Raw genomic sequence first — 23,981 nt, 5'->3', positions numbered from 1 at the left:
TTGCCGCTAATGGCGAGGCCGCGCTCCATGACGCGCCCTCAGATGATGGCGCAGAAATATTGCAGTCAGGTTAAGCACCAGAATCACCAGCACCAGTAGCAACGCGGTGGCGTAGACCAGCGGCAGAGCCGCCTGAACGTCGTCTCCGTGGAAGGCCACATCGTAGATGTGGTAGCCCAGGTGCATAAACTTCCGCTCAAGATGAATATAGGGAAATTCACCGTCTACCGGCACTTGGGGTGCCAACTTGGCGACCCCCACCAGCATCAGCGGCGCCACTTCGCCGGCGGCTCGCGCCACAGCCAGTATAACCCCGGTGAGCATGGCCGGTGCGGTCATGGGCAGCACCACCCGGGTCAGCATCTCTACCCGGGTGGCGCCCAACGCCAGGGCTCCCTCGCGCTGGTTGTCCGGTACCCGGGCCAGACCCTCCTCGGTGGCGACGATCACCACCGGCAGCGTCAGCAACGCCAGGGTCAGCGAGGCCCACAGCAATCCACCGGTTCCAAAGGTGGGTGAGGGTAGCTGATCGGCGAAGAACCACTCGTCCAGGCTGCCGCCAATGCCGTAGACGAATACCCCCAGCCCGAACACACCGTAGACGATGGAGGGCACGCCGGCCAGGTTGCGGACCGCGATGCGCACCAGATGAGTCAAGCGCCCCTGGTGGGCGACCTCGTTAAGATAGATGCCCGCCAACACGCCGAAGGGAGTCACCAACACCGACATCAGCAGCACCATCAGCACGGTGCCGAAGATCGCCGGCCACACACCGCCGGCGCTGTTGGCGACACGGGGACCTTCTGCGAGAAAGCGCCATACGCCGCGCCCCCAGGCAGCCATCTTCGCCGGCGGCGACATGGCGTTGGGCCGCCAGGCGTTCAGCACCTGTTCCAACGGCTGCTCGAAGCGTCTGCCGTCGACACTCTCCAACAGCAGACTTCCGCCAGTGATACGCGCCTGCAGCTCACGGATCCTGGCGCTGACGCGCGCCAGCTCGGTCTCGGCATCAGGGTCCTGCTCCAGCTGCCTCACCAGCGGCACCACCACTTCATCGCGCAGGCGGTCACGCTCCTCCCTTAGTAGCGTAATCTCCTTCAAGCGCGCCTGCAGCGCCGCCCAGGCGGCCTCGCCCTCGGCCCGACCGGTAGCCTCCTCCAGCGCCAGCAGACGACCCTGGAAGGTTCCCCAGCGGGTGCGCTCCAGCAGCACCAGGTCGCGTGGATGGCTCTGGGCGACGATCTCATCCACTGCCACCCAGCGCCAGATGGCACCGTCCAGATCACGATTACCGGTCAAGTAGAGTCGTTCGTGCCTTGCCCCGCTGGGAAGGCGATCTTCGCGCACCGCCTGCCCGGCCAGCTGGTGGCCGTTTTCCAACGTCACCAGGGTAAGCGGCGCCGGCCAGAAGTGCCCCATCCCACGCACCGCCAGCAGAGACAGTAGCCCGGCCAGCATCAGCAGCGACAGGGCCACGCTCCCTGCGGCGAGCCAGGGCAGGGCTCCCTCGACACGGGGCAGTCGGGCGCGACCGAGGGGAATCATGACATCCCCCCCAGACGCCGATAGCGGCTGCGCAGACGCGCATGTACGAGTTCTGCCAGAGTATTGACCAGGAAGGTGAAGACAAACAGCGCCAAGGCCACCAGGAACAGCAGCCGATAGTGGACCCCGCCAGGCACCGCCTCAGGAAGCTCGATGGCAATCGTAGCGGCCATAGAGCGCATGCCCTCCAGGGGGTTCAGAGTCATCAGCGCCGTGTTGCCGCTGGCCATCAACACGATCATGGTCTCGCCCACGGCGCGACCGGCGCCGATCATCACCGCGCTCAGTACGCCCGGGGCCGCCGCTGGCAGCACCACCTTCCACAGGCTCTGCCAGCGTGTCGCCCCTAGCGCTTGAGCCCCCTCGCCGAGATTCGGCGGCACACCGAAGAGGGCATCCTCGGCCAGGGCATAGATGCCCGGAATGACCGCAAAGCCCATTGCCAGCCCCACGATCAGCGCATTGCGCGAGGAAACGCCCAGACCGAAGTTCACCTCCAGCCACCCCCGCAGGTCACCGCCGAAGAGCAGCGCCTCGAACCAGGGTGAGAGCCAGAGCGCCGATCCCACCAATAGCGCCAGCCAGGGCATCATCCACAGTCCGGCCCACCCTAAAGGAAATCGACGACGCCAGGCTGGCGGCAACCGCATCCAGGCCAGACCGGCCAGCAGCATGCCCCCCGGCAGCCCGAGCAGGAGCGCCAAGGCGCCGGCAAGGTGACGATCCACCCAGGGCGCCAGCACCAAGCCTGCCACAAAGCCTACCACCACGCCGGGCATCGCCTCCATCAGCTCCAGGGTGGGCTTGAGTCGGCTGCGCAGCCGCGGCGGCATATAAAGCGCCGAGTGAATGGCCGCTCCCAGCGCCAGCGGTACGGCAAAGAGAAGTGCCCAGAAAGCGGCCTTGAGGGTCCCCCAGACCAGAGGCTGCAGCCCATAGTTGGGGTTTTCACCGGGCAGGGTGCCAGGCTGCCAGCGAGACTGCCATAGCGCGTGCCAGCCGACGCCGTGGCCCGCCTCGAGAAAAAGCGGCGCCACTTCCAGTACCAGGAAGACGCCAATCGCCAGCATCGCCACCACCACACCGATACCACCGGCCGTCAGCAGCAGGGTCGCCAGGCGATCCCGCTGACGTCGCCACCACTGATGGCGTGGTTGGGCCTTCGGCGGCAGAAGGTCAATCATGGCCGCTCCCGGTGGCTCATCGGAAAGAGAAAGGAGAGCACATTACGACATCCTGGTGACAGTTCGGTGACAGCCTCAGCGGTCATCATTGTCTTTCAGCCTGAGCCACTGGCGTGCACGCTCTTCCCTCGTCAAGGGCGCGAAGCCAATCTCCTCCACCACCGCCTGACCGGCGTCGGAGAGCACCAGCTCGAGGAAGGCACGCTCGGGCCCCGGCAGTGGAATACCTGGCGGCCGATTCACATAGAGATAGAGGCTGCGCGACAGCGGGTAGTCGCCGCGGGTCACCGCCGCACCGGCCGGTGGATAGAGCCGACCGCTTGTGGCGTCCCGCCAGGCGATGGCTTTGACCGCGGGTGTCAGGTGGTTGAGCCCAGCGTAACCCATGCTGGCGGGCTCGGCGGCCACCGCGGCCACCACCGCGGCCGAGCCAGGATGCTCATTGACGTCCCGCCGAAAGCGACCGCCACACATCCCGCGCAGACGAAAGAGATCATGGGTGCCGGAAGCCACGTTGCGGCCATGTAGCGACACGCGCCCCCTGGGCAGGTCGACGCCGAGCTGCGACCAGCGTTCGATAGGGGCCGTGGCACCGCAGAGCAGCGTATGCGAGAAGAGCGCATCCAGCTCGGGCAGCGTCAGACTCTCCAGCGGATTATGGCGATGCACCACCACCGCCAGGGCGTCCCGTGCCACCTCAAGCTCCAACGGCGGATAGCCATGGCGCTGGGTGAAGGCCTCACGCTCATCCTCGTTCATGGGACGCGACATGGGCCCCAGAAGGGTGGTGCCGGCGATCAGCGCCGTGGGGGCACTCGCCGAGCCGGTGGCCTGGAGTTGCAGACGCACCGCGGGATGCTGCTCGGTCAGCGCCTCACCCCAGCGCAGCATCAATCCCGCCAGGGTGTCGGAACCTACCGCCCCCAGGGTGCCGGCCACTTCGTCGGAATCCGCCTGGGCCAGGCCCGGCATCACCAGCATCAACAGCATCAACAGCATCGGGGTAAACCTGCATTTCAAGACCCAGCGTCGCGTCGCCAAGTGCTTCATTTCGCCCGGTGTGCCGGCGCTGCGCGACCTCAGGCCGCAGGTCGAGGGGCAGCGCTGGTGACCTGCGCTGACTGCATATACCATGGCCATCAATTCAGACATCCGTATGCCTCTTGTCGCTTACGGCCACAATAACAAGCCAGGATGATGACATTTCCATGACAGATCTCGACGATATCCCCGCTCCCAGGGGCGATCTGACCCTGAAATTGCAGGCCAGCCGTCAGGATACCAACCTGCACGGCGATATCGCCGGCGGCTGGCTAGTGGAACAGATGGACCAGGCCGCCGAGTTGGCCGCCGGCCGCGAGGCCCATGGTCGCACCGCCACCGTGGCTATCGAAGCCATGGACTTTCTGTGTCCTGTGCGCGTGGGCTCGATGGTCAATATCTATACCACCCTACGTGAGATAGGACACAGTTCGATCCGGATCGGTGTGGAGGTGTGGATCCGCCAACCTCAGGAGCGTGACCTTCGAGAGCTGCACAAGGTGACCGAGGCAAGCTTCGTGATGGTGGCCCTGGACGACAAGGGTCGTATTCGCGCCGTACGCGACTAGCCAATGACACTCTTCACAAGCACCGGGGGCGCCAGTTGGCGCCCCCGGTGTCGTTTCGCTCGGTAAGCCGTATCAGGCGCCCACCGCCGCCCGAGCCCTGAGATACTCGAACTCGCCAGCGTCGCTGAAGGGGCGCACCAGCGTCTGGAAGGCCTGGTAGGACGCGTAGGCCTTGGCCGAGTCAGGGTCATTCGCCACCTGCTCCTGGATAACTTCCTCCGAGGCATCGAAGAGCGCGACCATGACATCCTCCGGGAATGTGCGCAGCTGCACACCGTGCTCGTCCACCAGCGTCTCCAGAGCCTGGGCATTGCGATAGGTAAACTCGCTGATCATTGCCAGGTTGGAGGCGCGGGCGGCTTCTGTCACGACCGCCTTGAGGTCATCCGGCAAGGCGTTCCAGGCATCCAGGTTGACGGTGCCCTCTAGGATGGCGGAGGGCTCGTTCCAAGCCGAGGTGTAGTAGTAATCAGCTACCTGGTGCAAGCCGAAGGCCAGGTCGTTGTAGGGACCCACCCAGTCGGCGGCGTCGAGTACACCGGTCTGCATGGAGGTGAAGATCTCCGAACCTGGCATGTTCACGGTAGTGACGCCGATGCGGTTCATCGCTTCGCCCGCCAACCCCGGCAGACGCAGCTTGAGCCCCTGCATATCGGCAAGGGAGTTGATCTCTTTCTTGAACCAGCCGGCCATCTGCGCACCGGTGTTGCCCACCGCGAAGGGCTTGAGGTTGTGCTTGGCGTAGATCTCGTCCCACAGCGCCTGGCCACCGCCGTAATAGATCCAGGCATTGGTCTCAGTGGTATTCATGCCGAAGGGCACCGCGGTGAAGAACTGCGCCGCGGCGACTTTGCCCCGCCAATAGTAGGAGGCGGAGTGGCCCATCTCGGCGGTGCCGGCGGCCACCGCATCAAAGACCTCCAGGGCCGGCACCAGCTCGCCGGCACCGTGCACCCGAATGCGCATGCGGCCGTGGGAGAGCACCTCGACACGCTGCGCGAACTCGTTGGCGCCAGTACCCAGCGCCGGAAAATTCTTGGGCCAAGAGGTCACCATGTCCCAGGTAATTGTCTCCTGAGCGCTGGCGGTAGAAACGAAGGGAGCGGCGGCGATACCGGCGGCACCGGCGCCGAGGGTCTTCAGACTGTTCGTGAGAAAGCGGCGGCGTTGCATAAGAGGCGTGACTCCGAGAAGCTTGTTATATAAAAGCCGCGCGGAACGACAGCGCGACAGTGTCCACTCGATAGTATGCGCCAAGGCTGAATTAGCCCACAAGCCAACCGTCTCGATCAGAGCGGCGTCAGCTTGGCAAAACCCAGCACCAGCCACTTGTCGCCTTCACCTTCGAAGCTGACATGGACCCGGGCCCGCTCCCCTTCGCCCTCGGCATTGAGGATCACGCCCTCGCCGAACACCGGATGATGAACCCGCTGGCCCAGCGACAGGCTAGGCAGATCGCCGCCGCCCTCCACCGAGGTCTGGCGCAAACCCGGAACCGGCCGATTCACGGTCACGGGCCGCGATATCTGGCCGCGCAGCCGCACCTCTTCCAGATACTGCTCAGGGATCTCGCGAAGAAAGCGCGACGCTCGCTGGAAGGTCTCCTTGCCATGCAGGCGGCGGATCTCGGCGTGGGTCAGGTAAAGCTTCTTCATGGCACGGGTCAAGCCCACGTAGCAGAGCCGGCGTTCTTCCTCCAGACGGCTCGGTTCTTCTGCCGACATGCGGTGGGGAAAGAGTCCCTCCTCCACCCCGGAGATGAACACCACCGGGAACTCCAGCCCTTTGGCGGCGTGCAGGGTCATCAACTGCACGCTGTCCTCGAACTCGTCGGCCTCGTGCTCGCCGGCGTTGAGCGCCGCTTCGGACAGAAAGGCCTCCAGCGCTGCGGCGCCTTCGCCGGCCACGGGAGGTTCGAAGGATTCCCCCTGGGTGAAGGCCCGGGCAGCATTGACCAGCTCTTCCAGGTTCTCGACCCGCATCTCTCCTTTATTGCTGCCCTTCTCGCCCTTCTCGTTGCGGTGGTGCTCGACCAACCCCGAGGCCTCGAGCGCCTGGTCGATGATCTCGTGGAGTGCCAACCCCGCGGTGTCGTTGTCGAGCCGCTCGATCATCTCGGCGAAGCCCTGCACGGCACTGCCAGCACGGCCCTTGAGTGAGCCGTCAGCCAGGCCATCATGAAGTGCCTGCCAAAGTGAGACGCCGCTCTCCCGAGCCCGAATGCGCAGAATCTCCACGGTGCGGGTACCGATGCCCCGAGCCGGCACGTTAATCACCCGCTCCAGGGAGGCGTCGTCGTCGCGGTTGAGCAGCAGCCGCAGATAGGCCAGGGCGTTCTTGATTTCCAGGCGTTCGTAGAATCGGTGTCCGCCGTAGATACGGTAGGGCACACCCTGGCGGATCAAGGACTCCTCGATAACCCGGGACTGGGCGTTGGAGCGGTACAGGATAGCGATCTCGCGGCGATTGAACCCCTCCTCGACCTTCTCGCGAATGGTGTCGACGATGAAGCGTGCCTCATCCAGATCATTGAATCCGCTGAATACCGAGATCGGCTCGCCGCGGGAACCGGCGGTCCATAGATCCTTGCCCATGCGCTCGGTGTTGTGGCTGATCAAGGCGTTGGCGGCCTCGAGGATGGCGCTGGTGGAGCGATAGTTCTGCTCCAGACGCACCGTCTTCGTCTCCGTGAACTCGCGCTCGAAGCGGCGAATGTTCTCCACCCGGGCACCACGCCAGCCGTAGATCGACTGGTCGTCGTCGCCCACCACGGTCATCGGCGTGCGCATGCCGGTGAGCAGCTTCAACCAGGCGTATTGTAGGGTGTTGGTGTCCTGAAACTCGTCCACCAGCACATGGGCGAAGCGTTCCTGGTAGTGGGCCAGCAGGGCGGGGTTGTCGCGCAGCAGCTCGAGGCTTCTAAGCAGCAACTCACCGAAGTCCACCAGACCACCGCGCTCGCAGGTGAGCTGGTAGCGCTCATAAAGCTCCACCATCTGCCCCAGGTAGGCGTCACCGTGAACGTCCACCTGGTGAGGGCGCAGCCCCTCCTCCTTGCAGCCGGAGATGAAGGTCTGGACCTGCCGCGGCGGGAATCGCTCGTCATCGACGTTATGGTCCTTGATCAGCCGCTTGACCAGGCGCAACTGGTCGTCGGAATCGATGATCTGGAAATGCTGGGGCAGGCGGGCATCCTGCCAGTGGGTGCGTAAAAGACGATGAGCCGTGGAGTGGAAGGTACCCACCCAGACGTGGCGCAGCGAGAGGCCGAGCAGCGCCTCGAGGCGCGTGCGCATCTCGCGGGCCGCCTTGTTGGTGAAGGTCACGGCAAGGACGGCGTAGGGAGAGAGCCCCTCGGCCTGCATCAGCCAGGCGATGCGGTGAACAAGCACCCGAGTCTTGCCGGAGCCGGCCCCGGCCAGCACCAGCATGTTGCCCTGTGGAGCGCTGACCGCCTCGCGCTGGGCGGTGTTCAGGTGGTCGAGGATCGCCGTGACGTCGTCCATGGGGAGGGCATCGCTGCTCGGAAAATGGGCAGACATCTTAGCATATCGCCCACTAACCCTCTTCGGGGAAGCGCAGCGGGATCAGGCTCTTCTTCACCGACATAAGCTGTTCGGCCAGCCTGGGGCCACGGGTCTTGGCCACGCCCACCGCCAGCACGTCGACCAGCACCAGATGGGCGATGCGTGAACTCATGGGAGTGTAGATCTCGGTGTCCTCATGGACATCGATATACAGCGGCAGGGTCACCTCCTCGGCCAGTGGCGTGCCGCTGGGACAAAGGCCAATCACCGTGGCGCCGGCTTCCCTTGCCAGGCGCACGCTGGCGACCAATGCGCGGGTGCGCCCGGTCTGCGAGATAGCTACCACCACGTCGCCCTCCTTGAGGGTCACCGCCGACATGTTCTGCATGTGGGGGTCAGCGTAGGCCGCGGTGGAGATCTGTAGGCGAAAGAACTTGTGCTGGGCGTCAAAGGCCACTGCACCGGATGCGCCGAAACCGTAGAACTCTACCCTGTTGGCCATGGCCAGGACATTGATCGCCTGGCTCAACGCTTCGTTGTCGAGACGGTCACGCACCGACAGCAGGGTACCCACGGTGGAGTCGAAGATGCTTTGGGAGAATTCCGCCACCGAATCGCTGTCGTTCATGGAAAACTGGGCGAACTGACTGCCGGTGGCAAGCATCTGGGCCAGCTTGAGCTTGAAGTCCTGGAAGCCGTTGCAGCCCAGAGCGCGGCAGAAGCGCACTACCGTGGGCTCGCTGACCTTGGCTTCGGTGGCCAGGTCGACGATGCGCATATGAATCACTTCCTCAGGGTTGCGCAGCACAAAGCGCGCTACCTTCTGCTCGGAGCGACGGAAGTGCTCCATGCGGCGTCTCATCTCATCGAATAGAGCGCTGCTCACTGGGAACTCCTTGACTGGGGTATCGCCCCGGGCAACGACGATACAGGGAAACGGTGTCGACACAGTATGCCCAAGGAGCCGGGCGTTGTGCAGCGCAAGATGTCGGTTAGCCTCCCGAGGCCAACGTTTATCCTGCGTTGTAGCGAAAAACTCCCAACGTCATCATTCTGTCAAGTGCCCTATAGTAATAATTGCAGTGTGGCGTAGTGACCTAGGAGAGTCGATCATGCGCAATGTCGAACGGTTAACCTTCCTGAAGAGTGAGCTCCTCGACATCTTCATGAGCATGGAGGTCGTAGAGCACGAGCAACGAAGCCGCACCGCCGCCCAGCGCAATCTGCGGGCCCGGCGGGGCATCGAGCTTCACGAGGAGTTCAAACAGCTGTCTCGTGACATTGCAGAGCTACCCGAGGACGAGCTCGACGAGATGCACTGAACCCGGCCCGGCGACCAAGCCAAATACAACGAAGAGAGCCCCATACAACGAAGAGAGCCCCGCCGAAGCGGGGCTCACAGGTTCGGCCCTGCCTTGGCCCACACGCCTGGTGCAGGGCCTAGAGCAGGCCGGTGACGAACACCACAATGACGCCTATCGGGGCCACATAGCGCGCCACCAGCTGCCACAGCCGCTCCTTGCCGCCGACGAGATTGAGCTCGTCGGAGACACCGCTGCGCTCCAGGCACCAGGCCGCGAAGAGGATAGCCCCCAGGCCGGTCAAGGGCAGCAGCACCTTGCTGGTGAAAGTATCCAGCAGATCGAAGATGTTCATACCGAAGATCAAAACGCCATCCCAGACGTTGAACGACATCAGCGCCGCAATGCCCAGTGCCCACACCGCTACGCCGCCCAGCAGCGTAGCCGCTATGCGGGAGAGCGGGGTGCGCTCCTCCACCAGTTCCACCACCGGCTCCAGCAGCGAGATCGCCGAAGTGAGCGCCGCGAAGGTGAGCAGCAGGAAGAACATCAGGCCCAGGATGGTGCCGCCGGTCATGTTGCCGAAAGCCACCGGCAGACTGACGAAGATCAGGCCGGGACCCTCGCCCGGGCTCATGCCGTTGGCGAAGACAATGGGGAAGATCGCCAAACCTGCCAGCAGCGCGATGACCGTATCCAGGATGATGACGGTTCGGGCGGTGCTGATCAGGTTGACCTCCTCACCCAGGTAAGAGCCGTAAGCCATCATGATGCCCATGCCCAGCGACAGGGTGAAGAAGGCCTGTCCCATGGCGGCCAGCACCACGCCGCCGGTTACCGCACTCCAGTCCGGGCGGAACATGAACGCCAGCGCTTCGACGAAGTGCCCGGTGGTCATGCCATAGCCAACCAGCACCAGCATCAAAATAACCAGGGCTGGCATCATGGTGCGTACAGCGCCCTCGAGCCCTTTGGTAACGCCGCGAGCAACGATGAAGACCACCAACGCCATGAAGGCGGTGTGCCACAGGGTAAGGATGATGGGGCTGCCAAGCAGGCCATTGAAGAGGGCACCAATGCCGTCGGCATCCTGTCCGGAGAAAGCGCCGGTCACTGAACTCAGCGTATAGGAAAGCGACCAGCCGCCGATCACGCTGTAGAAGGAGAGAATCAGGAAGGCCGCCAGCACGCCACTCACACCAACCAGGGCCCAGGCCTGCGACTTACCGTTCTTGCGCGCCAGATCGGCCATGGCGTTGATGGGGTTCTTCTGGCCACGTCGGCCGATCAGCCATTCAGCCACCAGGATCGGCAGGCCTACCAGGGCCACACAGGCCAGGTAGATGAGCACGAAGGCCGCGCCCCCGCTGTCGCCTACCATGTAGGAAAAACGCCAGATATTGCCCAGCCCCACCGCGGAACCCGCGGCAGCGAGCACGAAGGTCATTTTCGACGACCACTGCGCATGTAATTGTTTAGACATGAAATATCCTGATTTTACGTGTCGCCATCGACCGATCTGGTGCGATGACAGCTTATGCTTGTTATTGCCACGTCCAGGGTGGCGTGGGTGTCACGACACGGACCTGAGCATGACAGGGTCCAGGCAGGATCACTGCCGCGTTACGCTCCCATGAACTCGAAGCCCGGTGGCATCGAAACCAGGAGCACTGGGTACCGAAGCTTGGCGGAAAGTGCGCGGCATAATCGCAAAATCCGGGAATATCTAAGGTGAACGACACTCCGAAACGTAAAACTATCCGATCGAGCCGCCCATGACCAGTCGAAACCGTCATATGAGACACCTGGATATTCTCGGACTTCGAGACGCTCAGAAAAGCGAAGCCTGAGCCTCGCCCGGGAAGTCATCCAGGGATGGCAGAGCACAGGCCTCCGCAAGCCGTGAATAAAGGGATCTTGCCAGCGCTGGCGCCTGGCGATTGTCCGGAGTATGCACCATCAGATAAGAGGTTTTCCCCTGATTTATCCACAGGGCAAGACGCGGAATCCAGGCGGCAAAATAGCGTTCGTTGATCACCGGATCGAGATGCCCGATGAAGCGCACCAGCGGCCGATTTGCCGTGGAAAGCACGTGTAAAGGGCGTTTCGGCTTTTCCCGCTGGGCTTTGAGCAGTCCGGGATGATCGCCGGGAGGGGTCGAGAAGAGCGGGCGAACATCGAGCATCACACGGTCGGCGCCGTGACTTATCAACAATCGGTTGAGGGCAATCTCGGCAGCTCCCTTGTGGAAGAATTCACTGTGTCGAACCTCCACTGCACAGGGAATTCCCACAGGCCAACGAGACAGCAGGGCTTCCAGCCGGGGAAGCTCCTCGACACCAAAATCCCTGGGCAGTTGCACCATCAGCGGACCCAGTCGGTCGTGAAGGGGTGCTAGAGCCTCGAGGAAACCGTCCAACTCCGCCTCGATCCCCGACAGCCGCCGCTCATGGGTCAGCGCCGCCGGCAACTTGAAGCAGAAGTGAAAATTCGACGGTGTCTGACGCGCCCAGGCTGCTACCGTCTCGGCCCGGGGGGCACCGCTGTAGAAGGTGGTATTGCCCTCAACGCTATTGAACACCCGAGCATATTCTTCTAAACCGCCGCCGTGGAGGGGATAGAGGCTGCCACGCCAGTCGGGATTGGCCCACATGGCCAACCCCAGATGCAGGCGAGGGAGTCGGGTGCTTGGCGTCACTCCACCGTCACGCTCTTGGCCAGGTTACGCGGCTGATCGACGTCGGTGCCCTTGAGTACCGCCACATGGTAGCTGAGCAGCTGAAGCGGCAGGGTGTAGAGGATTGGAGCCAAGGCCTCGTGCACATGGGGAAGGCGTAGCACCCTCACGCCCTCCTCCTCGGCCATCGCCACTCCCTCATCGGCGAAGACGAACAGCTCGCCGCCGCGGGCGCGCACCTCCTGAAGGTTGGATTTGAGCTTGTCGAGCAGCTCATCATTGGGGGCCACGGAGACGACCGGCATCTCGCTATCCACCAGCGCCAGGGGGCCATGCTTGAGTTCCCCAGCCGGGTAAGCCTCGGCGTGGATGTAGGAGATTTCCTTGAGCTTGAGCGCGCCTTCGAGAGCGATGGGGAAGTGTGCGCCGCGGCCCAGGAAAAGGGCGTGGTGCTTCTCGGCGAAGGCCATGGCAAGCGCCTCGATCTGCGGGTCCAGCGCCAATACTTGCTCTACCAGCCGCGGCAAGCCGCGCAGGGCCGACACCAGCTCCGCCTGAACGGCCTCGTCGAGCCCCTTCACCCGACCCAGCGCCAGAGTGAAAAGCATCAGCGCGGTGAGCTGAGTCGTAAAGGCCTTGGTGGAGGCCACACCGATCTCGGGACCCGCCTGGGTCATCAAGGTGAGGTCGGACTCCCGCACCAGGGAACTGCCAGGCACGTTGCAGATCGCCAGGCTGGCCAGGTAGCCCCGCTCCCGGGCGAAACGCAGCGCCGCCAGGGTGTCGGCGGTCTCGCCGGACTGGGAGAGGGTGACGAACAACGTGCTCTCGGGCACCACCACGTGGCGATAACGGTACTCGGAGGCCACCTCCACCTGCACCGGCACCCCGGCGAAGCGTTCCAACCAGTAGCGGGCCACCATGCCGGCGTGATAGCTGGTGCCGCAGGCGACGATATGGATCTGGCGGACGCGGGCAAACAGCGCTTCAGCGTCCGGGCCGAAGCTCTCTACCAGCACCGATCGCTCACCCAGGCGGCCCTCCAGAGCCGCGGCGATCACCGCCGGCTGCTCATGGATTTCCTTGAGCATGAAGTGGCGATAGTCGCCCTTACTGGCCGCGCCGTCACCGTGCTCGAAGGTCTGCACCTCCCGCTCGACGAGGGTGCCCGAGGCGTCGAAGACCTCGATGTGGCCACCGGCAGAGAGGCGCACCATATCGCCCTCTTCCAGATAGATGAAGCGGTCGGTGACCTGCAGCAGCGCCAGCGGGTCTGAGCCCAGGAACGCCTCGCCGATACCAACACCCACCACCAGTGGGCTGCCCTTGCGGGCCCCGACGATCACATCGGGCTCGTCGGCGCTGACAACGCCCAGCGCATAGGCGCCATCGAGCTGGGCCAGCACGCGCCTCACCGCCGCCAGCAGGTCCACCGCTTCGCGGCTCTCGTGCTCCAGCAGGTGGGCCACCACCTCGGTATCTGTCTCGGATGTAAAGTCGTAGCCGGCCGCCTTGAGTTCCCGGCGCAGGGTCTCGTGATTCTCGATGATACCGTTGTGCACCACCGCCAGCCGCTCACCGGACTGGTGCGGGTGAGCATTGGCTTCGCTGGGACCGCCATGGGTAGCCCAGCGCGTATGGGCGATACCACAGTGCCCCGGCAGCGGCTCTGCCTTCAGGCGCTCGGCCAGAGCGGCTACCTTGCCCACCGCCCGGCAACGCTGCAGATGCCCTTCCGGCGACTGCACCGCCATGCCGGCAGAGTCATAGCCGCGGTACTCAAGCCTTCTCAGCCCTTCAAGAAGGATGCCTTCTACATTGCGCTCGGCAACGGCCCCGACGATTCCACACATGCTGTCTCTCCTTACTTGTTCTTGCTGGGGCGCAGCCAGTCGGCCTTGCTGATCTGGCGTCCACGAGAGACGGCCAGGGCGTTGTCCGGCACATCCTTGCTGATGGTAGAGCCGGCTCCCACCGTCGCGTTGCTGCCCACGCTAACCGGTGCCACAAGGGCCGTGTTGGAACCGATGAAGGCACCATCGCCGATCTCGGTACGGTGCTTGTGAACGCCGTCGTAGTTGCAGGTGATGGTGCCAGCGCCGACGTTGACGTCGCGGCCTAGGCGGGCGTCACCTACGTAGCTCAGGTGGTTGATCTTGCTGCCCTCGCCCACCACGGCGTTCTTAGTCTCGACAAAGTTGCCCACCTTGGCGCCCACCGCCAGACGGGTGCCGGGACGCAGACGTGCAAAAGGGCCAACCAGACCGCGACCGGCGATGACAGTCCCCTCGATCACGCTGTGGGGCTCGATACGAGTACCGGCGCCGATATGGCTATCGCGGATCACGCAGTGAGGGCCAATACGTACCCCCTCGCCGAGTTCTACCTCACCCTCGAAGACGCAGCCCACGTCGATCTCCACGTCATGGCCGCAGGTCATGGTCCCGCGGATATCGATCCGCGACGGATCAAGCAGGGCCACCCCATCCGCCATCAACCCCTCGGCGATGGAAAACTGGTAGGCACGTTCCAGGCGTGCCATCTGAGCCCGATTGTTAACCCCTTCAACCTCCATCGGATCGGCCGGCTGGGCAGTGACGATATTCACCCCTTCAGCGGCAGCCATCGCAATGATGTCTGTCAGGTAGTACTCGCCCTGGGCGTTGTCGGCGGAGAGGCTCGGCAGCCAGCGGCGAAGCTGGGGAGCGGTCATTGCCATGATGCCGGTGTTGCACTCGTCAATCGTCCGCTCGCTCTCGGAGGCATCCTTGTGTTCGACGATAGCCACCGCCTGTCCTTGGGCGTTGCGCAGAATGCGACCGTAGCCGGTGGGATCCTCCAGGATCACGGTCAGCAGCCCCAGGTGGTTGTCATCGACGCACGCCAGCAGTCCCGTCAGGGTTGCACGGTCTATCAGCGGTACGTCGCCGTAGAGCACCAGCACCTTGCCCTCACCCAGGCCATCGAGGGCCTGGGCCACGGCATGACCGGTGCCCTTCTGCTCAGACTGCAGCGCGTAGCGCACCTTACAATCGGATAGCGCCTCGCGAACCCGCTCGGCACCGTGCCCCACCACCACGTGGGTGCGCTCAGCGCGCAAGCCTGTGGCGGTATCGATCACATGGCGAACCATCGGCTTGCCGGCCAGGCGGTGCAACACCTTGGGGAGGGTGGAGCGCATGCGGGTTCCCTGGCCCGCTGCGAGAATAATCACGTCCAGCGTCATCATGACTCCTTGTCGAGGTTTGTCGATCTCTACATTCCAGGACTCGATACATTCTAGGGCTCAGTGAACCTCGAGGCCCAGTTGTGCCACCAGCGTCTCACCGAAAACGTCCACAAAAGCTGTGCTGACACGGCTCGTCCAGCCACCCTCTTCTTCGCGGACGATCATCAACACGCTGAGGTCCTGCGCATGGGCCAGAGCCATGCCCTCTTCCTCGCCGAGTACCATCAGCGCCGTGGCCCAGGCATCCGCCCAGGCATTAGAGGGATGAGCCACCGTTACCGAGGCCAGGCGGTGGGTGATCGGCCGACCGCTGCGCGGATCAAGGGTATGGGAGAAGCGCTGCCCTGCCTCTTCGAAGTAGTTCCGGTAATCACCTGAAGTGGCCACCGAGATGTCGTGCATCGGGAGAACATGGCGGGCTTCCTGTCGATCTTCCAGGGGTGCCTCGATGCCGATGCGCCAGGGCTCGGCATCGCTGGCACTCACATCGCTGCCGTCACGATAGCCACTGGCGATCAGGTCGCCGCCAAGATTGACCAGATAGTGCTCGATGCCTTCGCGATCGAGGAGGGCGGCGACCCTGTTCGACGCGTGGCCCTTGGCCACGCCGCTCAAGTCGACGAAGACCTCCCGCGTACGACGCGCCTGCAGTGCCGAGAGATCGAGCTCCACGGCATCGTAACCGACCACCTCGAGACGCCCAGCCAGGTCTGCCTCTCCGGGCACCTCGCGGGGGCGCGCCTCGGCGCCGAAACTCCACAGGTTGACCAGCCCGCCGACGGTCACATCGAAGGCGCCATCGCTCTTCTGGGCCACCGTCTGACTGATCGCCAGCACCTCCATCAGCTCATCGGAGAGGGGCTGCCATTCGCCCACCGGCAGCTGGTTGAAGACCGAGATCTCGGAGTCGTCGATATAGGTCGACATGGAAGCATCCACCGCGTCGAGCTCCTCGAGGATGTCTTCTTCCAGCGCCTGAGCCTGGCCCTGAGTGAGGGGGTCGGCAATGGTTACCTGGTAGAAAGTGCCGAAGATGGCACCCTCGAAACGCACCGGCGACTCAAGGAGACGATCGCGCTCCGAGCAGCCGGCCAGCAAAGCCAGCCCGCATAGGAGCCACAGGGGATGGAGACGCAGGAGCTTCATGACAAGAGGCACTCCGGTGACATATGAGAGATGGACATTACCAGAACAGCCACAGCAGCCAGCCACCGAGCAGCAACCGATAGACTACGAAGGGCTGCATACCCACGCGCTTGATGAAGATCAGAAAATAGTGGATGCACAGGTAGGCACTGATGCCGGAGAGGATGGCACCGATCAGTACTGCTGCCCAGTCCACCTCATGAGACTTGCCGATCAAGCCGACGATCTCCAGGCCACCGGCCAGCACGATCACCGGGATCGAGAGCAGAAAGGAGAAGCGTGCCGCACCCTCGCGGCTCATGCCGAGCAGCAGTGCCGCGGTGATGGTGATCCCGGACCGCGAGGTGCCGGGGATAAGCGCCAGTGCCTGGGCCAGTCCAATCAGCAGGGCGTCACCCAGGGTCAGCTGATACTCGTCACGAGTGCCGCGATGACGCAGGTCCGCGTAGGCCAGCAATAATCCGAAAACGATCAGGCCGAAAGCAATGATCAGCGGTGAGCGCATACTCACCGCAATGACATCATGGAAGGCAAGGCCCACCAGACACACGGGTATGGTCGCCAGCACTACCCACCAGGCCAGGCGTGCGTCTCCATCCACGCCACGGCCGACCAAAGAGCCGCTCCAGCTGACCGCCATGCGCATAAGCTCATGGCGGAAGTAGAGCACCACCGCGGAGAGACTGCCGATATGCAGCGCAACATCGAATGCCAACCCCTGATCATCCCAGTCGGTCAGCACCGACACCAATATCAGGTGGGCAGAACTGGAGACCGGCAGGAACTCGGTAACGCCCTGCACAATGGAGAGCAGAATAACCTGCAACCAATCCATGCTAGCTCCCCGACAGGATGGCCGTGGCGATGCTGAAGTAGATCAGTACCCCCGAGGCGTCGATCAGGGTGGTCACCAGCGGCGCTGAGGCAGTGGCCGGATCCCAGCCCAACCGGTCGAGAAGGAAAGGCAGACACATCCCCAGCAGGCTGCCGAACAGCACGATGATCACCATGCTCATGGCTACCACCATGGCCACCGCTTCGCCGCCGCGCATCACCCCGATGGGAGCCACCGCCAGCGCCATGGTAAGGCCCAGCGAGCCGGCCACCAACAGCTCGCGCCCAAGCAGCTTGCTCCAGTCCTTGACCCCGACGTCTCCGGTGGCCATACCGCGCACCATCAAAGTAGCGGCCTGGGCACCGGCGTTGCCGCCGCTGCCGATCAGCAGCGGCAGAAAGAACACCAGCGCCACCTGGGCGGCGATAGTCTCCTCGAAGTAGGCAATGCCGGCGCCGGAGAAGAGGTTGGCAAACACCAGCAGCACCAGCCAGGTCACCCGCTTGCGATAGAGGCTCCACAGCGGCACCCGGCTAACCCCATCCTCCAGGGCACCGATGGACATCCCCTTGTGGAAGTCCTCGGTGGCCTCTGACTCGGCCACGTCCATGGCATCATCGTGGGTGACGATGCCCACCAGACGCTCGTCGGCATCGAGCACCGGCAGCGCCAGCAGGTCATAGCGGGCCACTACCCGAGCGACCTCCTCCTGCTCCTCATCGACCTCTATGCTGATCACGTCCTTGATCATGATGTCGTCAACCTTCGCCCTGGGGCGCGCCACTATCAGCTGGCGCAGCGACAGGGTGCCGGCAAGGCGGCCGTCGGAATCAATAATATAAAGCTGATAAACCGTTTCGGCATCCGGGGCCGTCTGGCGTACCCGCATCATCGCCTGGGAGACAGTCATACCGTTGGGGATGGCCACATAATCCGAGGTCATGATGGCCCCGGCGGTCCCCTCCACATAGCTGGCCAGGCGTTTGAGATCTTCTCGCTCCTGGCTTGCCATAAGCCGCAGCAGTGCCTCGCGACGGTCTTCGCCGAGCAGGTTGAAGAGATCGGCACGCTCGTCGGAACCCATCTCCTCAAGCAAGGTGAGCAGCGTTTCGTCGGACATGGCCGCAGTGATCTCGACCTGCTCCTCACCCGGCAGATAACCCAGCACGTTGGCCCGCCGCTCCAGCGGTAAGCGCTCGAGCAGGCCAACTGCCAACGGGAGGTCGTCGTCTTCCTCGAGGATCTCCTCGAGAATCTCGGCGATGTCCGCGGAACGCAGCTCCGACAGCATTTCGCCAAGGCGCTCGCGAGCCTCCTCAGCCAAAGCCGTCAGCAAAGCTGCCTTCTGCTGCTGCAGGCTATCGTTCAGTGACATGGCGTCCTCCTGACAGACAAAAACGCCCCCCGAACCCGTCGTTAAACAGGATCGGGGGGCGCCTGAGAGGCTCGACCGGGGATCAGCCCTTGCCGGCCTTCTTGCGCAGCTGTTGGATGGTTCTCAGCTGAGCCACGGCTTCAGCGAGCTCGGCGGCAGCGCGAGTGTAATCCAGCTCCGCCGACTTGTCGCTGAAGGCCTTCAGCGCATGCTGGCGGGCCTCTTCGGCGGCGGCCTCGTCGAGGTCACCGGCCCGGGATGCGGCATCGGCAAGGATCGTCACCACGTCGGGCTGCACTTCCAGGAAGCCACCCGAAACGTAGAAGTTCTCCTCACGCCCGCCGTCATGAATCACGCGAACCGGACCCGGCTGAAGTTCGGTCAGCAGCGGAGCATGGCCGGGTAGAATACCCAGATCCCCCATCATGCCGGACGCGACCAGTTGCTCGATCTCGCCGGAAAAGACCGACGCCTCGGCGCTGACGATATTGCATGTGAAGCTGTTCGCCATAGCGAATCCCCCTGATGGACGGGATTACTTCATCTGGTTGGCTTTCTCGACGGCCTCGTCGATAGTACCGACCATGTAGAAGGCCTGCTCCGGCAACTCGTCGTGCTCGCCGTTGAGGATGCCCTGGAAGCCACGGATGGTGTCCTTCAGGGACACGTACTTGCCGGGGGAACCGGTAAACACCTCGGCCACGAAGAACGGCTGCGACAGGAAGCGCTGGATCTTGCGCGCCCGAGACACGGCCAGCTTGTCCTCATCGGACAGCTCGTCCATGCCCAGGATCGCGATGATGTCCTTGAGCTCCTTGTAGCGCTGCAGCACGTTCTGAACGCCGCGAGCGGTGTCGTAGTGCTCGTCGCCGACGACCAGCGGGTCCAGCTGACGCGAGGTGGAGTCCAGCGGATCGATGGCCGGATAGATACCCAGCTCGGCGATGGAACGCGCCAGTACCACGGTGGCGTCCAGGTGCGAGAAGGTGGTCGCCGGAGACGGATCGGTCAGGTCATCCGCGGGCACGTAAACGGCCTGTACGGAGGTGATCGAGCCGGTCTTGGTGGAGGTGATGCGCTCCTGGAGCACACCCATCTCCTCGGCCAGGGTCGGCTGGTAGCCCACCGCGGAGGGCATGCGCCCCAGCAGTGCAGACACCTCGGTGCCGGCCAGGGTGTAGCGGTAGATATTGTCGACGAACAGCAGCACGTCGCGACCTTCATCACGGAATTTCTCGGCGATGGTCAGGCCGGTCAGTGCCACGCGCAGACGGTTGCCGGGCGGCTCGTTCATCTGACCGTAAACCAGCGCTACCTTGTCGATAACGTTGGATTCGGTCATCTCGTGATAGAAGTCGTTACCCTCACGGGTCCGCTCGCCCACACCAGCAAATACCGAGTAGCCGCTGTGTTCGGTGGCGATATTGCGTATCAGCTCCATCATGTTGACGGTCTTGCCTACGCCGGCGCCGCCGAACAGGCCGACCTTACCGCCCTTGGCGAACGGGCAGACTAGATCGATGACCTTGATACCGGTCTCGAGCAGCTCGTTGGACGCTGCCTGGTCCGCATATCCGGGTGCCTTGCGGTGAATCGGCATGCGCTCCTGCTCGCCGATGTCGCCGGCCTCGTCGATCGGCTCGCCGAGCACGTTCATGATGCGACCCAGCGTTTCCTTGCCCACCGGCACAGAAATAGCCGCACCGGTGTTGGTGACTTCCATGCTGCGCTTCAGGCCCTCGGTGGAGCCCATGGCAATGGTGCGCACCACGCCGTCGCCCAGCTGTTGCTGAGTTTCGAGCACTGTCTCGACATTCGAGACCTTTAGCGCGTCGTAGACCTTGGGAACATCGTCCCGCGGAAACTCTACGTCAATCACCGCGCCGATGATTTGTACGATACGTCCGCTCATCTTGCGATCCTCTAAAAAACCTGCAAATGAAGCCTGTATGCCGGGAGAGCCTCGCCCTCCCCGGCGCTATACGGCGGCGGCGCCCCCGACGATCTCGGAGATCTCCTGAGTGATGGCAGCCTGGCGGGCCTTGTTGTAGACCATCTCCAGATCATCAATCAGGCCGCCGGCGTTGTCGGTGGCACTCTTCATGGCGATCATTCGCGCCGCCTGTTCGCAGGCCGCGTTCTCGACCACCGCCTGGTACACCTGGGATTCGATGAAACGAACCAGCAGGCTGTCCAGCAGCGCCTTGGCATCCGGCTCATACAGGTAGTCCCAGCTACCGGGACGTTGATCCTCTTCGTCATGCGCCTCCATTCCCATGTCCGGAGACAGGGGCAAAAGCTGCCTGACCACCGGCTTCTGGGTCATGGTGTTGACGAACTCGTTGTACACCACGTAAAGCCTATCCAGACGGCCCTCGTCAAACGCGTCCAGCATGACCTTCACGCTGCCGATCAGATCCTCGACCTCGGGCGACTCACCCAGGCCGCTCTTCGCCGCCACGAGGTTGCCACCGTACTTGCGGAAGAAGCCGCCGGCCTTGTTACCCAGCGCGCAGAAGTCCAGCTCGGCGCCCTCTTGACGATGCCCCATCGAGTCCTTGAGCACCGCCTTGAACAGGTTGACGTTCAGGCCACCGCACAGGCCGCGGTCGGTGGAGACCACAATGTATCCCACCCGGCCGACCTCGCGATCAAGCATATAGTCGTGCTTGTACTCGGGGTTGGCATCGGCGATGTGAGCAACGACGTTGCGGATCTGACGCGCATAGGGCTGGCTGGCCTTCATCAGGTCCTGGGCCCGACGCATCTTGGACGCAGCCACCATTTCCATGGCGCTGGTGATCTTCTGCGTGTTCTTGATGCTCCCGATCTGGGTGCGTATCTCTTTTGCAGCTGCCATAGCGATCTACTCCGTTCGTGGCCCTCAGAAAGCTCCTGGGCCCGCCCCGAAGGCGGGACGGGCCAGCGGGATTACCAGCTCTGAGTGGCCTTGAACTTCTCGAGACCCGACTTCAAACCGCTCTGAATCTCGTCGCTGTAGTCGCCGGTCGCCTCGATCTTGTCGAGAAGTTCGGCGTGCTCGGACTTCATGTAGTCGTGCAGGGCACGCTCGAAATCCAGTACCTTGCTCACGTCGATGTCATCCAGGAAGCCTTCGTTGGCGGCGTACAGAGTCACGCCCATCTCGGCCACGGACATCGGCGAATACTGCTTCTGCTTCATCAGCTCGGTGACACGCTGACCATGCTCGAGCTGCTTGCGGGTGGCTTCGTCCAGATCGGAAGCGAACTGGGAGAAGGCCGCCAGCTCGCGGTACTGTGCCAGGGCCAGGCGAACGCCACCGCCAAGCTTCTTGATAATCTTGGTCTGGGCCGAACCGCCTACGCGAGACACCGAGAGGCCAGCGTTGATGGCCGGGCGGATACCCGAGTTGAACAGATCGGTCTCGAGGAAGATCTGGCCATCGGTGATGGAGATCACGTTGGTCGGGACGAAGGCGGAAACGTCGCCACCCTGGGTCTCGATGATCGGCAGCGCGGTCAATGAACCGGTCTTGCCCTTCACTTCGCCGTTGGTGAACTTCTCGACGTAATCCACGTTGACCCGAGCCGCGCGCTCCAGCAGACGGGAGTGCAGATAGAAGACATCACCCGGGTAGGCTTCACGACCCGGCGGGCGACGCAGCAGCAGGGAGACCTGACGATAGGCCACGGCCTGCTTGGACAGGTCATCGTAGACGATCAGGGCATCTTCGCCCCGGTCACGGAAGTACTCGCCCATGGTGCAGCCGGAGTAGGCCGCGAGGAACTGCATCGGGGCCGGATCGGCAGCGCCGGCGGCGACCACAATGGTGTGCTCCATGGCGCCATGCTCTTCCAGCTTGCGCACCACGTTGGCGATGGTGGACTGCTTCTGGCCAATGGCGACGTAAACACAGGTGACGCCCTTGCCCTTCTGGTTGATGATGGCATCGATGGCGATGGCCGACTTGCCGATCTGGCGGTCACCGATGATCAGCTCGCGCTGACCACGACCGATCGGCACCATGGCGTCGATGGACTTGAAGCCGGTCTGGATCGGCTGGTCGACCGATTGGCGGGTGATAACCCCCGGGGCGACCTTTTCGACGGCATCGGTCATCTTGGCGTCGATATCGCCCTTGCCGTCGATGGGGTTACCTAGAGCATCGACCACGCGGCCTTTCAGCTCGGGGCCCACCGGCACTTCGAGGATACGACCGGTACAGTTGGCGGTCATGCCCTCTTCGAGCTGCTGGTAGTCGCCGAGAATAACGGCACCCACAGAGTCGCGCTCGAGGTTGAGCACCATGCCGAAGATGCTGCCGGGAAATTCGATCATTTCACCGAACATCGCATCCTCGAGACCGTGGATCTTCACGATGCCGTCGGAAACGCTGACGATGGTGCCCTGGTTACGGGCTTCGGATGCGACGTCAAGCTTCTCGATACGCTGCTTGATGATGTCGCTGATCTCGGAAGGATTCAGTTGCTGCATGCCATGTCCCTCAGACTCAGGCGGAAAGGGCTTCGGTGAGGCGGTTCAATCGACCGCGTACCGACCCGTCGATGACGGTGTCGCCGGCGCGCAGGATGACACCGCCAAGAAGCATCGGGTCCACCTGAGTGGTAATGGAGATTTCGCGATTCAGGCGCTTCTTGAGTGCACCGACAAGCTTCTGCTGCTGCTTCTCGTCGAGCTCGAAGGCCGAGACCACGGTGACGTCGACGCGCTTTTCATGCTCGGCGCGCAGCCGCTCGAACTGGTCGGCAATGGCGCCCAGTGCCGGCAGACGACGCTGGCCGGCCAACTCATCGAGGAAGCGACGCGACGCGTCATCCGCCTGGATCTCGGCCACTTCGACCAGCAGCGCCACCTTGCGCTCAGTGGTGAGCTTCGGACTGGCAACGAGCGCCTGGACATCCCGGCTGACCATGATCTGGCGCAGGGTACCCAGCATCTCGGACCAGGCATCCAGCGCCTGGTGATCGCGTGCGTACTCGAACGCCGCCTTGGCATAGGGCCGCGCGACGGTAGACAATTCCGCCATGGATCACCTCCTCACAGTTCGGCAGCAAGCTTATCGAGCAGCTTGCGATGGGCCTTCTCGTCGATGGAGGCTTCCAGAACACGCTCTGCACCAGCGACCGCGAGGGTCGACACCTGGGCGCGGAGCTCTTCCTTGGCGCGATTGATTTCCTGCTCGATCTCGCTTCGGGCGCTGGCCACCAGACGCTCGCCCTCGGCGCGGGCCTGATCGCGGGCTTCCTCGACCATCTGAGAAGACCTCTTGTGGGCCTGCTCGAGAATCTGGGAAGCCTGCTCCTTGGAATCGCGCAGGGTCTGAGCGGCCTGTTCCTGGGCGAGTTCCAGGTCACGAGAGGCACGGCTTGCCGCGTCGAGGCCGTCCGCGATCTTCTTCTGGCGCTCGTGGAGCGCAGAGCTGATTGGCGGCCACACGTACTTAATGCAGAACCAGACAAAGATCGCGAAGGCGATCGTCTGCCCGATCAGCGTCATGTTGATATTCACAGGACTGTACCTCTGACAGGTTCGTGGCAACCGGTAACAAG

At 63.2% G+C, this 23,981-nt stretch carries 21 protein-coding genes; 2 read left to right on the top strand and 19 right to left on the bottom strand.

The features are described from left to right. Window positions 1–6: 6 nt before the first annotated feature. From pstA to ACFODV_RS07095, 3 genes are all read right to left on the bottom strand, one after another. Complete coding sequence (gene pstA, locus ACFODV_RS07105) at window positions 7–1,545, bottom strand: phosphate ABC transporter permease PstA (RefSeq protein ID WP_379756798.1); 1,539 nt, start codon at window positions 1,543–1,545, stop codon at window positions 7–9. Next, on the bottom strand, window positions 1,542–2,729 hold the full coding sequence (locus ACFODV_RS07100; protein WP_379756795.1) for an ABC transporter permease subunit: 1,188 nt from the start codon (window positions 2,727–2,729) through the stop codon (window positions 1,542–1,544). Before ACFODV_RS07100 ends, pstA begins: the two co-directional genes overlap by 4 nt. A 75-nt stretch (window positions 2,730–2,804) precedes the next feature. After that, window positions 2,805–3,728: a PstS family phosphate ABC transporter substrate-binding protein gene (locus ACFODV_RS07095; protein WP_379756792.1), complete on the bottom strand. Its 924-nt coding sequence runs from the start codon at window positions 3,726–3,728 to the stop codon at window positions 2,805–2,807. A gap of 209 nt (window positions 3,729–3,937) precedes the next feature. Between ACFODV_RS07095 and ACFODV_RS07090 the strand changes: the two genes are divergently transcribed. Then, window positions 3,938–4,339 carry an acyl-CoA thioesterase gene (locus tag ACFODV_RS07090; protein ID WP_379756789.1) on the top strand — a complete coding sequence of 134 codons (402 nt, stop codon included), beginning with the start codon at window positions 3,938–3,940 and terminating at the stop codon, window positions 4,337–4,339. Between the two features lie 72 nt (window positions 4,340–4,411). Here the strand turns inward: ACFODV_RS07090 and ACFODV_RS07085 are convergent, their stop codons facing one another. The 3 genes from ACFODV_RS07085 to hexR all read right to left on the bottom strand — a co-directional run bounded on the left by ACFODV_RS07085 (window position 4,412) and on the right by hexR (window position 8,752). Next, a complete protein-coding gene (locus ACFODV_RS07085; protein ID WP_379756786.1) occupies window positions 4,412–5,512 on the bottom strand; it encodes a TRAP transporter substrate-binding protein in 1,101 nt (366 codons plus the stop codon). A gap of 116 nt (window positions 5,513–5,628) precedes the next feature. Then, window positions 5,629–7,845, bottom strand: a complete 2,217-nt coding sequence (gene uvrD / locus ACFODV_RS07080; RefSeq protein ID WP_379757265.1) for a DNA helicase II — start codon at window positions 7,843–7,845, stop codon at window positions 5,629–5,631. A gap of 52 nt (window positions 7,846–7,897) precedes the next feature. Then, complete coding sequence (gene hexR / locus ACFODV_RS07075; RefSeq protein WP_379756784.1) at window positions 7,898–8,752, bottom strand: transcriptional regulator HexR; 855 nt, start codon at window positions 8,750–8,752, stop codon at window positions 7,898–7,900. Between the two features lie 226 nt (window positions 8,753–8,978). On the opposite strand from hexR, the gene ACFODV_RS07070 reads away from it, so the two are divergent. After that, a complete protein-coding gene (locus ACFODV_RS07070; protein WP_379756781.1) occupies window positions 8,979–9,188 on the top strand; it encodes a PA3496 family putative envelope integrity protein in 210 nt (69 codons plus the stop codon). A gap of 118 nt (window positions 9,189–9,306) precedes the next feature. Here the strand turns inward: ACFODV_RS07070 and ACFODV_RS07065 are convergent, their stop codons facing one another. From ACFODV_RS07065 to ACFODV_RS07005, 13 genes are all read right to left on the bottom strand, one after another. Beyond that, window positions 9,307–10,650, bottom strand: a complete 1,344-nt coding sequence (locus ACFODV_RS07065) for a sodium-dependent transporter (protein ID WP_379756775.1) — start codon at window positions 10,648–10,650, stop codon at window positions 9,307–9,309. Between the two features lie 348 nt (window positions 10,651–10,998). Next, entirely contained in the window at window positions 10,999–11,820 is an 822-nt protein-coding gene (locus ACFODV_RS07060; protein ID WP_379757262.1) for a DUF72 domain-containing protein, read from the bottom strand. Between the two features lie 41 nt (window positions 11,821–11,861). Beyond that, entirely contained in the window at window positions 11,862–13,697 is a 1,836-nt protein-coding gene (gene glmS, locus ACFODV_RS07055; RefSeq protein WP_379756772.1) for a glutamine--fructose-6-phosphate transaminase (isomerizing), read from the bottom strand. 11 nt (window positions 13,698–13,708) lie between these two features. Then, complete coding sequence (glmU, locus tag ACFODV_RS07050) at window positions 13,709–15,070, bottom strand: bifunctional UDP-N-acetylglucosamine diphosphorylase/glucosamine-1-phosphate N-acetyltransferase GlmU (RefSeq protein ID WP_379756769.1); 1,362 nt, start codon at window positions 15,068–15,070, stop codon at window positions 13,709–13,711. Between the two features lie 60 nt (window positions 15,071–15,130). Continuing rightward, the gene (locus tag ACFODV_RS07045) at window positions 15,131–16,219 is read right to left on the bottom strand and encodes an FAD:protein FMN transferase (RefSeq protein WP_379756766.1); all 1,089 of its coding nucleotides are present in this window, start codon (window positions 16,217–16,219) and stop codon (window positions 15,131–15,133) included. A 37-nt stretch (window positions 16,220–16,256) separates the two neighbouring features. After that, on the bottom strand, window positions 16,257–17,054 hold the full coding sequence (locus tag ACFODV_RS07040; protein ID WP_379756764.1) for an undecaprenyl-diphosphate phosphatase: 798 nt from the start codon (window positions 17,052–17,054) through the stop codon (window positions 16,257–16,259). A 1-nt stretch (window position 17,055) separates the two neighbouring features. Then, window positions 17,056–18,429, bottom strand: a complete 1,374-nt coding sequence (gene mgtE, locus ACFODV_RS07035; protein WP_379756761.1) for a magnesium transporter — start codon at window positions 18,427–18,429, stop codon at window positions 17,056–17,058. 82 nt (window positions 18,430–18,511) lie between these two features. Beyond that, on the bottom strand, window positions 18,512–18,940 hold the full coding sequence (locus ACFODV_RS07030; RefSeq protein ID WP_379756758.1) for a F0F1 ATP synthase subunit epsilon: 429 nt from the start codon (window positions 18,938–18,940) through the stop codon (window positions 18,512–18,514). A gap of 24 nt (window positions 18,941–18,964) precedes the next feature. Next, on the bottom strand, window positions 18,965–20,341 hold the full coding sequence (atpD, locus tag ACFODV_RS07025) for a F0F1 ATP synthase subunit beta (protein WP_379756755.1): 1,377 nt from the start codon (window positions 20,339–20,341) through the stop codon (window positions 18,965–18,967). Window positions 20,342–20,407: 66 nt separating this feature from the next. Beyond that, entirely contained in the window at window positions 20,408–21,289 is an 882-nt protein-coding gene (gene atpG / locus ACFODV_RS07020) for a F0F1 ATP synthase subunit gamma (RefSeq protein WP_379756751.1), read from the bottom strand. Between the two features lie 71 nt (window positions 21,290–21,360). Then, window positions 21,361–22,905, bottom strand: a complete 1,545-nt coding sequence (atpA, locus tag ACFODV_RS07015) for a F0F1 ATP synthase subunit alpha (RefSeq protein ID WP_379756748.1) — start codon at window positions 22,903–22,905, stop codon at window positions 21,361–21,363. A gap of 16 nt (window positions 22,906–22,921) precedes the next feature. After that, entirely contained in the window at window positions 22,922–23,458 is a 537-nt protein-coding gene (locus tag ACFODV_RS07010; RefSeq protein ID WP_379756745.1) for a F0F1 ATP synthase subunit delta, read from the bottom strand. A gap of 11 nt (window positions 23,459–23,469) precedes the next feature. Beyond that, the gene (locus ACFODV_RS07005; protein WP_379756742.1) at window positions 23,470–23,940 is read right to left on the bottom strand and encodes a F0F1 ATP synthase subunit B; all 471 of its coding nucleotides are present in this window, start codon (window positions 23,938–23,940) and stop codon (window positions 23,470–23,472) included. Window positions 23,941–23,981: the final 41 nt, after the last annotated feature.

The organism is Halomonas tibetensis (assembly GCF_042643535.1).
Taxonomy (GTDB): domain Bacteria; phylum Pseudomonadota; class Gammaproteobacteria; order Pseudomonadales; family Halomonadaceae; genus Halomonas; species Halomonas tibetensis.
This window is presented reverse-complemented; position numbering and strand designations above follow the sequence as displayed.

Excerpts from the sequence above, each read along its gene's own strand:
- ACFODV_RS07070 (WP_379756781.1), top strand. The coding sequence starts at position 8,979 with ATGCGCAATGTCGAACGGTTAACCTTCCTGAAGAGTGAGCTCCTCGAC.
- ACFODV_RS07100 (WP_379756795.1), bottom strand. The coding sequence starts at position 2,729 with ATGATTGACCTTCTGCCGCCGAAGGCCCAACCACGCCATCAGTGGTGG.
- mgtE (WP_379756761.1), bottom strand. The coding sequence starts at position 18,429 with ATGTCACTGAACGATAGCCTGCAGCAGCAGAAGGCAGCTTTGCTGACG.
- ACFODV_RS07085 (WP_379756786.1), bottom strand. The coding sequence starts at position 5,512 with ATGCAACGCCGCCGCTTTCTCACGAACAGTCTGAAGACCCTCGGCGCC.
- pstA (WP_379756798.1), bottom strand. The coding sequence starts at position 1,545 with ATGATTCCCCTCGGTCGCGCCCGACTGCCCCGTGTCGAGGGAGCCCTG.
- ACFODV_RS07090 (WP_379756789.1), top strand. The coding sequence starts at position 3,938 with ATGACAGATCTCGACGATATCCCCGCTCCCAGGGGCGATCTGACCCTG.
- ACFODV_RS07045 (WP_379756766.1), bottom strand. The coding sequence starts at position 16,219 with ATGAAGCTCCTGCGTCTCCATCCCCTGTGGCTCCTATGCGGGCTGGCT.
- atpG (WP_379756751.1), bottom strand. The coding sequence starts at position 21,289 with ATGGCAGCTGCAAAAGAGATACGCACCCAGATCGGGAGCATCAAGAAC.
- ACFODV_RS07095 (WP_379756792.1), bottom strand. The coding sequence starts at position 3,728 with ATGCTGTTGATGCTGTTGATGCTGGTGATGCCGGGCCTGGCCCAGGCG.
- ACFODV_RS07060 (WP_379757262.1), bottom strand. The coding sequence starts at position 11,820 with ATGTGGGCCAATCCCGACTGGCGTGGCAGCCTCTATCCCCTCCACGGC.
- uvrD (WP_379757265.1), bottom strand. The coding sequence starts at position 7,845 with ATGGACGACGTCACGGCGATCCTCGACCACCTGAACACCGCCCAGCGC.
- atpA (WP_379756748.1), bottom strand. The coding sequence starts at position 22,905 with ATGCAGCAACTGAATCCTTCCGAGATCAGCGACATCATCAAGCAGCGT.
- ACFODV_RS07040 (WP_379756764.1), bottom strand. The coding sequence starts at position 17,054 with ATGGATTGGTTGCAGGTTATTCTGCTCTCCATTGTGCAGGGCGTTACC.
- ACFODV_RS07065 (WP_379756775.1), bottom strand. The coding sequence starts at position 10,650 with ATGTCTAAACAATTACATGCGCAGTGGTCGTCGAAAATGACCTTCGTG.
- atpD (WP_379756755.1), bottom strand. The coding sequence starts at position 20,341 with ATGAGCGGACGTATCGTACAAATCATCGGCGCGGTGATTGACGTAGAG.
- glmU (WP_379756769.1), bottom strand. The coding sequence starts at position 15,070 with ATGACGCTGGACGTGATTATTCTCGCAGCGGGCCAGGGAACCCGCATG.
- ACFODV_RS07010 (WP_379756745.1), bottom strand. The coding sequence starts at position 23,458 with ATGGCGGAATTGTCTACCGTCGCGCGGCCCTATGCCAAGGCGGCGTTC.
- glmS (WP_379756772.1), bottom strand. The coding sequence starts at position 13,697 with ATGTGTGGAATCGTCGGGGCCGTTGCCGAGCGCAATGTAGAAGGCATC.
- ACFODV_RS07030 (WP_379756758.1), bottom strand. The coding sequence starts at position 18,940 with ATGGCGAACAGCTTCACATGCAATATCGTCAGCGCCGAGGCGTCGGTC.